Below are 13,077 nucleotides of genomic sequence, written 5' to 3'. Positions count from 1 at the left end.
GGGACCGGATGCGGCGGATGGAGTCAGATCGGCAAAATCACGCGGAAATGGGCGCCCGGCGGAGGCTGATCACTATACTCCAAACGCAGGCCATTGGCTTCGCATAGCTCGCGGGCGGTGTAGAGCCCAAGCCCGGTGCCGGTGCTGGCGGTGGTGAAGAAGGGGTCGAACAGATGCGACACATGCTGAATCAGTACCCCGGGGCCATTATCGACCACTGCTAAATGCAGGGTGTTGCTGTCTGGCACGCGCGTCAGGCGGATATCGACACGAGTCGGCTCGCTTTCGGCATGGCCGTGGAGGAAGGCGTTCTCGCACAGGTTGCGCAACACCTGGCCGAAATGACGCGGGTCCAGGCTGACGCTGATGGGCTCTTCTGGCAGGTGCAGGCGCAGTGCATCGGGGTCGATGCGGTTGCCAGCTGTGTATTCATCGCGGAATTCGCGCAGCCAGGCGCCGAGGTCGAGCCGCTGCGGCTGCGGCTGGTCGCGCCGCGATAGCTCGAGAATGCTGGTGACGGTTTCATCGATGCGCAGCGCATTGCGGCGCACGATATTGAGCAAATGCTGCTCCTCCGGTCCGTTGTTCTGGGCCTCGGTCAGCAACTGCCCGGCATGGGTGATGGACGAGAGCGGATTGCGGATATTGTGCGCGATACTGGCTGTGAGCCGCCCGAGGGAGGCGAGCTTGATCTCCTGTGCCTCGCGCATCAGCTGGCGGTTATCGTCAAGAAAGATCAGTGCGCCGCCGGCGCGGAAATCATCCAGCCGTTGCAAGCGCGGCCTGACTTCATACTCGCCGAGGGAGAGCACCTCGTCATTTGGTCCGGCGCTGGCGAGGGCCTGGCCGACCCAGCGATTGAGTGCCGGGGACAGGCGCTCGAGCTGCTCTTTGTCGCGCGTCTCGCCGACACCGAGCAGGCGTTTGGCGGCATTGTTCAGCACCAGCAGGCTGCGGTCGCCGGTCACCGCCAGCACCCCGGTGGACATACTCTGGATGATGAACTCATTGAGCTTGGACAGATCGGCCAGATCGACCTGGCGCCGCGCGGCCAGATGCTCAGTCTCATGCAGCCGACGCGAGAGCACATGAGCGAGCAGCGCCACAGCGAAATAGGTCACCCCCAGCAGGCCGGCCTGGGTATAGTTGCCAGTCGGTGCGCTGGCGTAGAGTTCGGCATAAAATTGCTGGAAAATCACCGCCAGGGTCGCGAGCGCCGCGAATAGCAGCGACAGTCGGCCCTCGAGGGTGGTGGCGCCCGCGGCGACCACAATGGCCAGAATCAGCCCAAGCCCGGTGCTAATGCCGCCGCTCACATGCATGAGCAAGGTGTAGAAGACCAGGTCGAGAAAAATCGCGAGTTCAATCTGCCGTGCCGGTTTGGGGCGCCCGAGCAGCATCATTGCGCCGCCAATCAGCACCGACAGGGTTTGCAACTTGAGCAGCAGCCGTGCCATGCTCAGATCCCCATGGGCGCTGAGCCAGGTCGGCGTCTGTGGATAGAAGAAAATCACAATCAGTGCCAGCGCCAGGCTAAGGCGATAGAACAACAACCAGCCAAGCGCCTGCGGGGAATGCAGGGGCTGCGCTTTTGATGGTGGTGCTGAATCAGTTGACTCTTGCATTGGCTTTTAACATTACTGTGAATCACACGGGTTCATGACCCTGGGTGGTCGGGACTATGAACGTTAGAAACGCGATGAAAACGCTATTTTGCACCACGCCCCTTGGGTTCGCGAAACCATGAATCTGCACGAGTACCAGGCCAAAGCCCTGTTCCGCGACTATGGCATTCCAGTGCCGGAGAGCCGCGTGGCCGATAGCGTCGATTCTGCCGTGGCCGCTGCTGCGGCCGTGGGCGGCACGCAATGGATGATCAAGGCGCAGGTGCATGCCGGCGGTCGCGGCAAGGCCGGTGGTGTGATTCATTGCACCACGCTCGATGAGGTGCGCAATGCTGCCGGTCAACTGCTCGGGCGACCGCTAGTGACCGCCCAGAGCGGCGGACGCGCGCTGCCGGTGGAGCGGGTGCTGATCGAGGCGCCGGCTAGCGCAACCCAGGAGTTCTATCTGGCCATGCTAGTTGATCGCGCTGCCGAACGGGTGATGCTGATCGCCTCGCGTGCGGGCGGCGGCGACGTCGAAGCCGCTGCTGCGGCCAAGCCGGCCGCCTTCGAACGCGTCTGGGTGCATCCGGCCACTGGCCTGCGCGCCTGGCAGAGCCGCCATCTCGGCTACCGGTTGGGTTTGCCCGCCGCCACGCTAAAGCCCCTGCATCAAATTACCCAGGCGCTCTACCGATTGTTCATCGATAAGGACGCCAGTCTGCTCGAAATCAATCCGCTGGCACTCGGTGCCGGCGACCAACTGCTGGCGCTTGACGCCAAAGTGGTGCTGGATGCCAATGCGCTCTACCGCCATCCGGATCTGCAAGCCTTGCGTGATCGCAGCCAGGAAGACGAGCGCGAAGCGCGGGCCGACAAGCAGGGCCTGAGTTATGTGAGCCTCGACGGCAACATCGGCTGCATGGTCAATGGCGCGGGGCTGGCGATGGCGACCATGGATCTGGTGCAGCGCCATGGTGGCAAGCCGGCCAATTTTCTCGATGTCGGTGGCAATACCACCGCCGAGCGAGTGGCCGAGGCCTTCCAATTGATTCTGTCCGATGCCAAAGTCGGCGCTATTCTGGTCAACATCTTTGGTGGCATTGTGCGTTGCGATTTGATCGCCGAGGGCATCATCCAGGCCGTGGCGCGCACCGCGCTGCGGGTGCCGCTGGTGGTGCGCCTGGCCGGCACCAATGCCGAGCAGGGCCTGGCCATGCTGGCACAAAGCGGCTTGGCGCTTGAGACTGCGAGCGATCTCGCCGAGGCCGCTGACCGCGTGGTGGCCGCCGCCACGCGCCCGATAAACTTGGATACCTGAAGCCGAACAATGAGCATTCTGGTCGACGCCAACACCCGCCTGATCTGCCAGGGTTTCACCGGCAAGCAGGGGACTTTTCACAGTGAACAGGCGCTGGCCTATGGCACCCGCTTAGTCGGTGGCGTCACGCCCGGCAAGGGCGGTCAGCAGCATCTTGGCCTGCCGGTGTTCGACACTGTCGCCGATGCCGTGGCCGAGACCGGCGCTAACGCCAGCATGATCTACGTCCCGGCCGCCTTCGCCCCCGATGCCATTCTCGAGGCTGCCGATGCCGGTATCGAGGTCATCGTCTGCATCACTGAAGGCATTCCGGTGCTCGACATGCTCGCGGTCAAGGCTGCGTTGGCGTCTACTGGTGTGGCGCTGATTGGCCCGAATTGCCCGGGCGTGATTACGCCCGGCGCCTGCAAAATCGGCATCATGCCCGGTTCTATTCACCAATCGGGCTGCATTGGCATTGTCTCGCGCTCCGGCACCCTGACCTATGAGGCAGTGTTTCAGACCAGCCGCGCCGGACTGGGGCAGAGCACCTGTGTCGGCATCGGCGGCGATCCCATCCAGGGCCTGGATTTTATCGACTGCCTGCGGCAGTTTGAGGATGATCCCCAAACCGAGGCGGTGCTGATGGTCGGGGAGATCGGCGGTCAGGCCGAGGAGGAAGCGGCGCACTTTATTCGCGCCTCCATGTCCAAGCCCGTGGGTGCCTATATCGCCGGCCTGACTGCGCCGCCGGGCAAGCGCATGGGCCATGCAGGTGCCATTATCCAGGGCGGCGCACAGGGCGGCACGGGCACGGCGGAGGCCAAGTATCGCGCACTCGAACAGGCCGGCGTGGCGACATTTCGGTCCCCGGCCGAACTCGGCGAAGGCATGCTGAAGTTACTCGGTCACCCGCCCGCCTAGCCCCGGTGGCGCGCGCGGGCGTAGCCAAGCCGGCGGCGGGCTTTTATACTCACCCGGTCAACTTAAAGAAAAGCGACCAGATAAGCTTGCAGCCAAGCTGCCAGACAACCTGGCAGCGCTATCAACGGAATCACGGAGACCCTGATGAAGAAGGTCGAAGCCATCATCAAACCCTTCAAACTCGACGACGTACGCGAGGCCCTGTCCGCCGCCGGCATTACCGGCATGACGGCGATTGAGGTTAAGGGTTTCGGACGCCAGAAAGGCCATACCGAACTCTACCGCGGTGCCGAATACGTGGTGGATTTTCTGCCCAAGGTGAAGATTGAGCTGGTCGTGGCAAACGACCAGCTCGACTCCTGCGTCGAGGCCATCACCCGAGCCGCGCGCACCGGCAAGATAGGCGATGGCAAGATTTTCGTCATTGATGTGTCGCGCGTGGTGCGCATTCGCACGGGCGAAGAAGACGAAGCTGCGATCTGAGGCGGCGGCGTAGCGGCGAATTGATTCGCCGCGTCAAAGTAGGACGGCGAATTGATTCGCCGCGTCAAAGTAGGACGGCGAATTGATTCGCCGCGTCAAAGTAGGACGGCGAATTGATTCGCCGCGTCAAAGCAGGACGGCGAATTGATTCGCCGCATCAGAGCCTCAGCTCTGTTCTGGCCACTCAGTTCTGGTCAAGCCCAAGATAATCCCACACCTTGCGCCCAAGGCTGATGTCTTCTGGTTGCGGCTCGTCGCTGATAAAGCGCCCGGCTTCGCGGTTCATGACCAGCACCCGCTCGGCATCGGCCGCGAGCTGTTTTTCGCCCAGCGCGCGATAGGCCTGAACAAGCACCTCGAGTGCACTCTCCACTGCCGAGGTCCGCTGATAGCGTTCAACCACATATTGAGCCCGATTCGCCGCTGCCACGTAAGCTCCACGCTTCATGTAGTATCGCGCGACATTGACCTCATTCTTGGCCAGATTATTGCGCAAATAGAGCATGCGTTGGCGGGCATCGACTGCATACTTGCTGTTGGGAAATAGACGCACCAGCTCGCTGAAGTCCTGAAAGGCATCAAGCGCTGAGCCTGGATCACGCTGGGATGCATCGGTCGGGATGAAACGGTCGATAAAGCCAACGCTGCGGTTGTAGTTGACGATGCCTTTCAGATAATAGGCATAATCGACAAAAGGATTTTGCGGGTACAGCTTAATAAAGCGATCCGCTGCCGCAATGGCCGCCTCCGGTTGCTCGTCCCTGTAATAGGCATAGGCGACGTCAAGCTGCCCTTGCATTGCATAGCGGCCAAAGGGATAGCGCGCCTCAAGTTTCTCGAAGTAGTCGATGGCGCGCTGATAGTTGGCCGCATCAAGCTGCTGAGCCCCCTCGGTGTAGAGTTTCGATGCGCTCCAGCCCTCGGTCTGATCGAATTCTTTGTTCAGAATGCCGCAGCTCGCAACCAGCACAGGCAGCAGGCAGGCAAGCAGGAGTGACGCAAGAAATTTTGACCGCATGGCCTGTCGATCCGGGGTTTGTCTTTAAGGAAATGGCGCGCAGTATAGCAAACAACAGCGCGGACTTTTCGTTGCGTCCTGCTAGAACTGGCTGGGGCTGGCAGGGCGGGAGCGAGGGCCGCAACCGGGTGTTCGGGCTGGCCCGTTAGCCGGACTGCGGCCCAAGTACATAGACCAGGCCATTGCTGCCGACGGCGAAATAATCGCCGTTGCGCGCGTAGGCCAGGGCAATCAGCTTGACGGCCGAGGGGCTGATCCAGCTCCGGCGCCCCAGAATCCAGCTTCCAAGCGGTTGGCCGTTGCCGAGCGACCAGCGCTTGACATTGCCAGTGACGCTGCCGGTCAGGAGTTCATCCTCGCGCGGTGAGAAGACCGCGCTGCTGTAGGAGATGCCGCGCCCCACCCATTTCTGGAAAGGATTGAGCTCAAACAGCAAGGCCCCGCTGCGGGTGTCCCAGACCGCCGCGCGTGCGCTTTGCCCGGCAGCGAAGGCGTAGCGCCCACTCGGCGACAGAGCGGCGGTCATGCCATTGTTGTTGAGTTCCCAGCGGTGCAGTTCCTTGGCCTGTTGCAGATCCCACAGGCGCGCATAGTCATCGTCCGCGACAGTGAGCCCCAGCTTACCGTCGGCTGAGATGGCCACGTCATTGACTTCTTCCTCATGCGATAGGCGATGCTCAATGCCGCCACGACGCAGATCGAATACCAGCGCCTCGTTGTTTGCGGTGCCGATCAGCAGTCGCCGGCCGGCATCGGCTAACGCCATTGAAGTCACCTCTAGCGGCAGCATCCAGCTGCGCAGCGCCTGGCCGGTTTTCGCATCCCACAGAACCATGATAGGCGCCTGGTCGACGGTGACCGCATAGCTGGTATCGCCGGCCAGCGCCACCGCGACAAGCGCCGTTGGTTTCTCGCCATGGTGGTTCCAGTTGAAGCTGCGGGTGCTGTTGGCCAGATCCCAGAAGCTGCCGCCCTGAGTGACCGAGGCGATCACCAGTGAGCCAGCATCGCTGCTCAAGCTTGCGTCATATAGGCCCTGCTCCGCCACCCCGAAACTGTGCTTCTCGCCCGGGTCGAAGCAGCCGCTGAGCAAGAGCGCTGCGGTCAGCATTAATGCGCAGGGCAGCCAGCGGTCACGTAGCACCCAGGTCCCCGATGACGTCTGTAAAACACTAGCCGGGCGTTTCGCCGGTCGATGCGAATCGATCTGTTGAGTCTGAATGGGCACGCTGGCACGGGATTTCCCAGAAATTTCCTGAAACATGTTGGTCACTCCTTCTGTTCTGGACATGTCAGCAAAGCACATCAAGCGCCGGATTTCATACGCCACTGACCACTGCATCCTGAAACTGCAAGGACGCCAAGCGCGCATAGAGACCATCCTCGCGCATCAGGCTGGCGTGGGTGCCGCTCGCAACAATGCGCCCCTGGTCTAATACTAGAATACGATTCGCATTGCGCACGGTCGCCAGGCGATGGGCGATCACCATGCTGGTTCGGCCTTGCATCAGGTGTTCGAGCGCGTCCTGCACGAGGCGCTCGCTTTCGGCGTCGAGCGCGCTGGTGGCTTCATCGAGCAGCAGTAGCGCCGGGTTGCGCAAAATGGTGCGGGCGATGGCGATGCGCTGGCGCTCGCCGCCAGACAGGCGCACGCCGCGCTCGCCAAGGTAAGTATCGAAGCCCTGCGGCAATCGCTCAAGAAAGACATCGGCATGAGCGGCGGCGGCAGCGCGGCGGACATCTTCATTGCTGGCGGAGTCAAGGCCATAACGGATATTCTCCCAGGCACTGGCGCCGAAAATCACCGGGTCCTGCGGCACCAGTGCAATCTGGCCGCGCAGGTCGCGCAGATCGAGGTGTCGAAGATCCACGCCGTCGAAACGAATGGCGCCCTGTTGCGGATCATAAAAGCGCAACAGCAGTGCGAACAGGGTCGATTTACCAGCGCCCGAGGGACCGACCAGCGCCACTCGCTCGCCGGGCTGAATCTCCAAGCTGAGCCCATCGGCGGCCGGTGTTTCCGGGCGACTCGGGTAGCAGAAGCGCACCTGCTCGAAGCGCACGGCGCCGCGCGCCGGCTCTGGCAGCGACTCGGGCTTGGCCGGACTGGTCACCGCGGGCTCCAGGCTGAGCAGTTCCATCAGTCGCTCGCTGGCGCCGGCACCGCGCAGCAGTTGCCCGAGCAGATCGCTCAGTGAGCCAACCGAGCCAGCCACCAGCACGGCATAGAACAGGAAGGCCGAGAGGTCGCCGCCGCTCAGGGTTCCAGCCAGCACCTGGCGGCCACCGACCCAGAGCACAGCGCCAATGGCGCCAAAGGTGAGCAGGGTGGCGATGCCGGAGAGCAGCGCGCTGCTGACTGAGCGCTGCATAGCCACGCGAAAAGCACGTTCGACTTGGTCGGCATAGCGGCGGTTGTCGATCGGCTGGTGATTAAACGCCTGCACGGTGCGAATGCCATGCACGGCTTCGTCGATATAGGCGCCGATGTCGGCGACGCGATCTTGACTGGCGCGCGAGAGTTTGCGCACTCGTGATCCGAGCAGCCAGCTGGGGCCAACCACCAGGGGCACGCCGAGCAGCACCAGGGCGGTTAGCGCCGGGCTGGTGATGGCGAGCATCAGCACCCCACCGATGACCAGAAGCGAAGTGCGCAGCACCATGGCAAGCGTCGAGCCGACCACCACTTGCAACAGCGCTGTGTCGCTGGTCAGCCGGCTGATGACTTCTCCGGCGCGCACGCTCTCGAAATAGCCGATATCCAGATGCAGCACACGCTCGAACACCGCCTGGCGAATATCCGCCACCACCCGCTCGCCGATCCAGTTAAGCAAGTAGCTGCGCGCGACAATGGCTGCTGCCGTGAGCACTACCACCGCGAGAAAAAACACCAGAGCCTGATTGAGTGCAGTGAGCGAGCCAGTGCTGAGCCCCGAGTCCACGACGGTGCGGATCACCTGCCCGAAGGTCAGCACCGATCCGGCCGCCACCAGCAGTGCCAGCAGGGCACCAAAGAGATGCAGGCGATAGGGTTTGGCGAAGCGCAGTAGCCGCAGCAGCGCGCGCGGATTGCGGGTGGCGGGGCGGTCAGGCGGGGCACTGGTCGACGATTGATGATGCATGCAGGAAAGGTCCGTGAAAAACTGTCAAGATAAGACTTTTATACCGAGCCGACATGGGTTTTCGGCCCAAAACAGAAAACGCATTTTCTACAGCGATACAGCCGAGCGGGCGATGATTTTTGTGCCAATCGCCATCAGCCGCGTCCACCTCCACCCAATTCCGGAGAACCATGACCCAAGCGCCAGACACCGCTGCACAGGTTGTTGTGCATAACCCCACGCCGGCGGATATCCCCAATATTCGCAAGCTGTTCGCTCGCGCCTATGCCGGCAGTGGCGTGAGCAGCTATACCGCCAGCATGCTGCGCGGGCAAATTAACAAGTTTCCGGAAGGGCAGTTTATCGCTGAATATGAGGGCGATCTGATCGGTTTCTGCTCGAGTTTTCTCATCAGCGGCGAAATCGCGCTCAAGCCCCACACCTGGAACTGGATCACCGGCAGCGGTTATGCCAGTCGCCACGATCCCAATGGCGACTACCTCTACGGCGTGGAGGTGTGTGTCGATCCGGACTTTCGCGGCTTGCGCATCGGCCAGCGCCTGTATGACGAGCGCAAGAAGCTGGTGCAGGCATGGGCGCTGCGCGGCATTATCTACGGCGGGCGCCTGCCCACCCTGGCCGCCGCCATGGAGCATTTCGCCAAGCCTGAGGACTATATCGAGGCTATTCGCCAGGGCCGCGAGAAAGACCCGGTGCTCACCTTTCAGTTGCGTAACGATTTTGACGTGATCGGCCTGCTGCCGGATTATTGGAACGAGGATCGCCAGTCGCTTGGCTATGGTGTGCATCTGCTGTGGCGCAACCCTCAGGCCCCGGACGAGAAGGAAGAAGCGCGCGCCAAGCCCTTCGGCGGGCGCCTGACCGACACCGTGCGGGTGGCGACCGTGCAGTATCAGCAGCGGCGGGTGAAATCCTTTGAGGAATTCGTCGAAATGCTGCGCTACTTTGTCGATGTCACCGCCGATTACCGCTCCGACTTCTGCGTCTTCCCAGAATTATTCTCGCTACAGCTCTTGTCGATGGAGGACTCTGAGCTGTCCCCGTCGGAAGCCATCGAGGCCCTGACGCGCTGGACCGATCCTATAAAGACTGCGCTGCGTGACATGGCGGTGCGCTACAACATTAATATTATCGGCGGCTCGCACCCGACGAAAATGCCCAACGGGCGGGTCGAGAACATCTGCTACGTGTGTCTGCGCGGCGGCGAGGTGCATGAGCAGGCCAAGATCCATCCGACACCGAACGAGGTCTACTGGTGGAATATCGAAGGCGGCCATGAGCTGTCCACCATCAACACCGATTGCGGCCCCATCGGAGTGCTCATCTGCTATGACGCCGAGTTCCCCGAGCTCTCGCGCCATCTCGCCGACCAGGGCGCCAACATCATTTTTGTGCCCTTCTGCACCGATGAGCGCCAGTCCTACTTGCGTGTGCGTTACTGCTGCCAGGCGCGCGCGGTGGAGAACCAGTGCTATGTGGTCATGTCCGGCAACTGCGGCAATCTGCCCAATGTCGCCAACATGGATATTCAATACGCCCAAAGCTGCATCCTAACCCCTTGCGATTTTCCCTTCGCGCGCGACGGCATCGCCGCCGACACCACGCCCAATGTCGAGACCGTCGCTTTTGCCGACCTGCGCCTCGCCGACCTGCGCGAGGCGCGCTATTCCGGCACGGTGCAGAATCTGAAAGATCGGCGGCATGATCTTTATCATCTGGTATGGCGGGAGTAAGCGGTTGATCAGTAATGGCGACAAACTGAAAGAGCAACTGGGTAAGGAGCGCAGATGAAGATTTTCATCGCTGGACACCGTGGCATGGTGGGTTCCGCCATCTTGCGACAACTCGCCACGCAGCAAGGCATCGAGCCGGTCACGCGCACCCGCGTCGAACTCGATCTGCTAGACGCCCATGCCGTTGAGAATTTCTTTGCCGAACAGCGTCCGCAGCAGGTTTATCTCGCGGCGGCCAAGGTCGGCGGCATCTGGGCCAATGAGCACCTGCCAGCCGAATTTATCTATCAAAACCTCATGGTTCAGGCTCATGTGATCCATGCCGCCTGGCGCCATGGCGTGGAGCGACTGTTGTTTCTCGGCAGCTCCTGCATCTACCCGCGCCTGGCCCCCCAACCAATGCCAGAAAATGCCTTGCTGACTGGCCCCCTGGAACCCACCAACGAGCCCTATGCGGTCGCCAAAATCGCCGGCATCAAGCTGTGCGAATCTTACAATCGTCAGTACGGCACGGATTTTCGCAGCGCCATGCCGACGAATCTCTACGGCCCCGGAGATAACTTTAATCTGCGCGAAAGCCACGTCATCCCGGCGCTGCTGCGCAAATTCCACCAGGCCAAGCTGGAACAGGCGCCCGAGGTTGAGGTCTGGGGTAGCGGCCAAGCGCAGCGCGAGTTTTTGCATGTCGATGACATGGCTGATGCCTGCGTGCATCTGATGAATCTGCCCCCGGAGCAATACGCCAGCCTGACCGATCCCATGTGCTCCCATGTTAACGTCGGCAGCGGCAGCGACCTGCCCATCCGCGAACTGGCCGAAACCATCGGTAAGGTCACCGGTTACCAGGGCCAGATTCGCTTCGACGAAAGCCAACCGGACGGCCCGCCACGCAAGCTGCTCGATGTCAGCCGCCTGCAAAGCCTGGGCTGGCAGGCGCGCATCGGACTCGAGGAGGGGCTAGCGCAGACCTACCAGTGGTTTCTGGATCATCAGCATCAGCTCAGAGCCTGAGCCCCCTGAAGTGAATCCCGCCCGGGTCTGTCCACTCACGAAGTTATTCCGGCAGATTCCTTGTAACTATTTTGGGTGACCATTTTGGCGCAGTGCCAAATGGCGTGCCGGAGCCTCGGGCCAAACGCAGATTGTCGACATATTGGCTTGACGAATTAGCGAAGCAGGGTTTATCCTCGCTAAATCCTGTGAAGTGTCGACAATCTAGACAATGCTGGCTGCCATCACCTCAACCACCGACAGCGATACCCTGGCCGACCGGGTCTTCGCGCAAATCCGCTGCGCCATTGTCGAGGGAGAGATTGCGCCTGGTAGCAAGCTGAGCGAGCCAGTGCTGGCGGATCGCTTCGCGATCAGCCGCGGGCCGCTGCGCGAGGCCATGCGGCGGCTGGAGGCGACCCATCTGGTCGAGCGCCGGGCCAATGTGGGCGCGCGCGTGGTGTCGCTCAGCGCCGGGCAGTTGGTAGAGCTTTACCAAGTGCGCGAGACGCTCGAGGGACTGGCTGCGCGCTTGGCGGCGGAGACCATGACGGATGCCGAGATCGCCGAGCTGCAACGCCTGCTCGACGCCCATCGCGCCAGCGTTGCGCGCGACCACTGGCAGGCCTATTTTCAGAGCGAGGGCGACTGGGATTTTCACTATCGTATCGTGCATGGCAGCGGCAACCGGCGCCTGATCGCCATTCTGTGCGATGATCTCTATTACCTCGCACGCATGTACCGCTGCCAGTTCGGCATGAAAAGCGAGCGCGCTACCGCAGCACTCAAAGAGCACGGCCTGATCGTCGATGCCATCGGCGAGCGCGACGGCGAGCTGGCCGAATGGCTGATGCGCCGGCATATCCGCGCCTCGCGCCGTCATGCCGAGCAGTGCATCGCGAGCCACCCGCACCAACCAACCATGAGGCCCGTCGCATGAGCCAGTCCACCCCGGCTACCGATTCAAGTCCCAATCCCGGCACCCATCTCGATCTTACCCCGGGCGCCCGCCTGCGTGCTGCACTTGCAGAAGAACAACCGCTACAGGTTGTCGGCGCTGTCAACGCCTATCACGCCATCATGGCCGAGCAGCTCGGCTTTCGCGCGCTTTATCTGTCCGGCGGCGGCGTGGCCGCGGCCTCCTACGGGTTGCCAGATCTTGGCATCACCAGTCTGGATAATGTGCTCGAGGACGTGCGCCGCATCACTTATGCCAGCGACAGGCCGCTGCTGGTCGACGCTGATACCGGTTTTGGCGGGGCGCTCAACATTCAGCGCACCATCCGCGAGCTAATGCGTGCTGGCGCCGCTGGTTGCCACATTGAGGACCAGGTCGCGGCCAAGCGCTGTGGTCACCGGCCCGGAAAGGCCATTGTCTCGCTCGCGGAGATGGTTGATCGCGTCAAGGCGGCGGTGGATGCGCGCAGTCAAGACTTCGTCATCATGGCGCGTACCGATGCCCTGGCCGTTGAAGGGCTGGACGCTGCCATTGAGCGCGCTCAGGCCTGCGCGGAAGCCGGCGCGGACATGATCTTTCCAGAAGCCGTTACTGCCCTGGATCAGTATCAGCGTTTTGTCGATGCGACTGGGGTGCCGGTGCTCGCCAATATTACCGAGTTTGGCAGCACGCCGCTCTTTACCACCCAGGAACTCGCCTCGGCCGGCGTTGGGCTTGCGCTCTATCCATTGTCCGCTTTCCGCGCGATGAACCTGGCCGCGCTCAAGGTCTACAACGCCATCCGTCAGGAAGGCAGCCAGGCTGGGGTTGTCGACATCATGCAAACACGCATGGCGCTCTATGAGTTCCTCGACTACCACGCCTTTGAAGAACATCTTGACCGACTTTTTGCCGAACAGCGGCAAAACACCGCGAACTGACTGACGCCTCGCCGGTGATGCGGAT

At 61.8% G+C, this 13,077-nt stretch carries 11 protein-coding genes; 7 read left to right on the top strand and 4 right to left on the bottom strand.

The features are described 5' to 3' along the window. Nucleotides 1–23: 23 nt before the first annotated feature. Entirely contained in the window at nt 24–1,625 is a 1,602-nt protein-coding gene (locus Thiofri_RS23280; RefSeq protein WP_009148940.1) for a sensor histidine kinase, read from the bottom strand. Between the two features lie 118 nt (nt 1,626–1,743). Between Thiofri_RS23280 and sucC the strand changes: the two genes are divergently transcribed. From sucC to glnB, 3 genes are all read left to right on the top strand, one after another. After that, complete coding sequence (gene sucC / locus Thiofri_RS23275; RefSeq protein ID WP_009148939.1) at nt 1,744–2,925, top strand: ADP-forming succinate--CoA ligase subunit beta; 1,182 nt, start codon at nt 1,744–1,746, stop codon at nt 2,923–2,925. Between the two features lie 9 nt (nt 2,926–2,934). Continuing rightward, nucleotides 2,935–3,828: a succinate--CoA ligase subunit alpha gene (gene sucD, locus Thiofri_RS23270; RefSeq protein WP_009148937.1), complete on the top strand. Its 894-nt coding sequence runs from the start codon at nt 2,935–2,937 to the stop codon at nt 3,826–3,828. Between the two features lie 144 nt (nt 3,829–3,972). Continuing rightward, the gene (gene glnB, locus Thiofri_RS23265; protein ID WP_009148935.1) at nt 3,973–4,311 is read left to right on the top strand and encodes a nitrogen regulatory protein P-II; all 339 of its coding nucleotides are present in this window, start codon (nt 3,973–3,975) and stop codon (nt 4,309–4,311) included. 184 nt (nt 4,312–4,495) lie between these two features. On the opposite strand, the gene Thiofri_RS23260 is transcribed toward glnB, so the two are convergent. From Thiofri_RS23260 to Thiofri_RS23250, 3 genes are all read right to left on the bottom strand, one after another. Beyond that, nucleotides 4,496–5,329: an outer membrane protein assembly factor BamD gene (locus Thiofri_RS23260; RefSeq protein WP_009148934.1), complete on the bottom strand. Its 834-nt coding sequence runs from the start codon at nt 5,327–5,329 to the stop codon at nt 4,496–4,498. A gap of 145 nt (nt 5,330–5,474) precedes the next feature. After that, the gene (locus Thiofri_RS23255) at nt 5,475–6,593 is read right to left on the bottom strand and encodes a WD40 repeat domain-containing protein (RefSeq protein ID WP_009148932.1); all 1,119 of its coding nucleotides are present in this window, start codon (nt 6,591–6,593) and stop codon (nt 5,475–5,477) included. A gap of 55 nt (nt 6,594–6,648) precedes the next feature. After that, complete coding sequence (locus Thiofri_RS23250) at nt 6,649–8,451, bottom strand: ABC transporter transmembrane domain-containing protein (RefSeq protein WP_009148931.1); 1,803 nt, start codon at nt 8,449–8,451, stop codon at nt 6,649–6,651. 170 nt (nt 8,452–8,621) lie between these two features. Here Thiofri_RS23250 and Thiofri_RS23245 point away from each other — a divergent pair, with 170 nt between their 5' ends. The 4 genes from Thiofri_RS23245 to prpB all read left to right on the top strand — a co-directional run bounded on the left by Thiofri_RS23245 (nt 8,622) and on the right by prpB (nt 13,052). Next, nucleotides 8,622–10,184, top strand: coding sequence for a bifunctional GNAT family N-acetyltransferase/carbon-nitrogen hydrolase family protein (locus Thiofri_RS23245; RefSeq protein WP_009148929.1), 1,563 nt, complete (start codon nt 8,622–8,624; stop codon nt 10,182–10,184). Nucleotides 10,185–10,238: 54 nt separating this feature from the next. Beyond that, on the top strand, nt 10,239–11,195 hold the full coding sequence (gene fcl, locus Thiofri_RS23240; RefSeq protein ID WP_009148928.1) for a GDP-L-fucose synthase: 957 nt from the start codon (nt 10,239–10,241) through the stop codon (nt 11,193–11,195). A gap of 211 nt (nt 11,196–11,406) precedes the next feature. Then, the gene (locus tag Thiofri_RS23235) at nt 11,407–12,114 is read left to right on the top strand and encodes a GntR family transcriptional regulator (protein ID WP_009148926.1); all 708 of its coding nucleotides are present in this window, start codon (nt 11,407–11,409) and stop codon (nt 12,112–12,114) included. Beyond that, nucleotides 12,111–13,052 carry a methylisocitrate lyase gene (prpB, locus tag Thiofri_RS23230; protein ID WP_009148924.1) on the top strand — a complete coding sequence of 314 codons (942 nt, stop codon included), beginning with the start codon at nt 12,111–12,113 and terminating at the stop codon, nt 13,050–13,052. Before Thiofri_RS23235 ends, prpB begins: the two co-directional genes overlap by 4 nt. Nucleotides 13,053–13,077 lie beyond the last annotated feature (25 nt).

The sequence above is a fragment of the Thiorhodovibrio frisius genome, from assembly GCF_033954835.1.
Taxonomy (GTDB): Bacteria; Pseudomonadota; Gammaproteobacteria; order Chromatiales; family Chromatiaceae; genus Thiorhodovibrio; species Thiorhodovibrio frisius.
The sequence above is the reverse complement of the archived record's forward strand: the minus strand, read 5'-3'. Positions and strand labels throughout refer to the sequence as shown.

Excerpts from the sequence above, each read along its gene's own strand:
- fcl (WP_009148928.1), top strand. The coding sequence starts at position 10,239 with ATGAAGATTTTCATCGCTGGACACCGTGGCATGGTGGGTTCCGCCATC.
- Thiofri_RS23250 (WP_009148931.1), bottom strand. The coding sequence starts at position 8,451 with ATGCATCATCAATCGTCGACCAGTGCCCCGCCTGACCGCCCCGCCACC.
- Thiofri_RS23245 (WP_009148929.1), top strand. The coding sequence starts at position 8,622 with ATGACCCAAGCGCCAGACACCGCTGCACAGGTTGTTGTGCATAACCCC.
- sucD (WP_009148937.1), top strand. The coding sequence starts at position 2,935 with ATGAGCATTCTGGTCGACGCCAACACCCGCCTGATCTGCCAGGGTTTC.
- sucC (WP_009148939.1), top strand. The coding sequence starts at position 1,744 with ATGAATCTGCACGAGTACCAGGCCAAAGCCCTGTTCCGCGACTATGGC.
- Thiofri_RS23255 (WP_009148932.1), bottom strand. The coding sequence starts at position 6,593 with ATGTTTCAGGAAATTTCTGGGAAATCCCGTGCCAGCGTGCCCATTCAG.
- prpB (WP_009148924.1), top strand. The coding sequence starts at position 12,111 with ATGAGCCAGTCCACCCCGGCTACCGATTCAAGTCCCAATCCCGGCACC.
- glnB (WP_009148935.1), top strand. The coding sequence starts at position 3,973 with ATGAAGAAGGTCGAAGCCATCATCAAACCCTTCAAACTCGACGACGTA.
- Thiofri_RS23235 (WP_009148926.1), top strand. The coding sequence starts at position 11,407 with ATGCTGGCTGCCATCACCTCAACCACCGACAGCGATACCCTGGCCGAC.
- Thiofri_RS23280 (WP_009148940.1), bottom strand. The coding sequence starts at position 1,625 with ATGCAAGAGTCAACTGATTCAGCACCACCATCAAAAGCGCAGCCCCTG.
- Thiofri_RS23260 (WP_009148934.1), bottom strand. The coding sequence starts at position 5,329 with ATGCGGTCAAAATTTCTTGCGTCACTCCTGCTTGCCTGCCTGCTGCCT.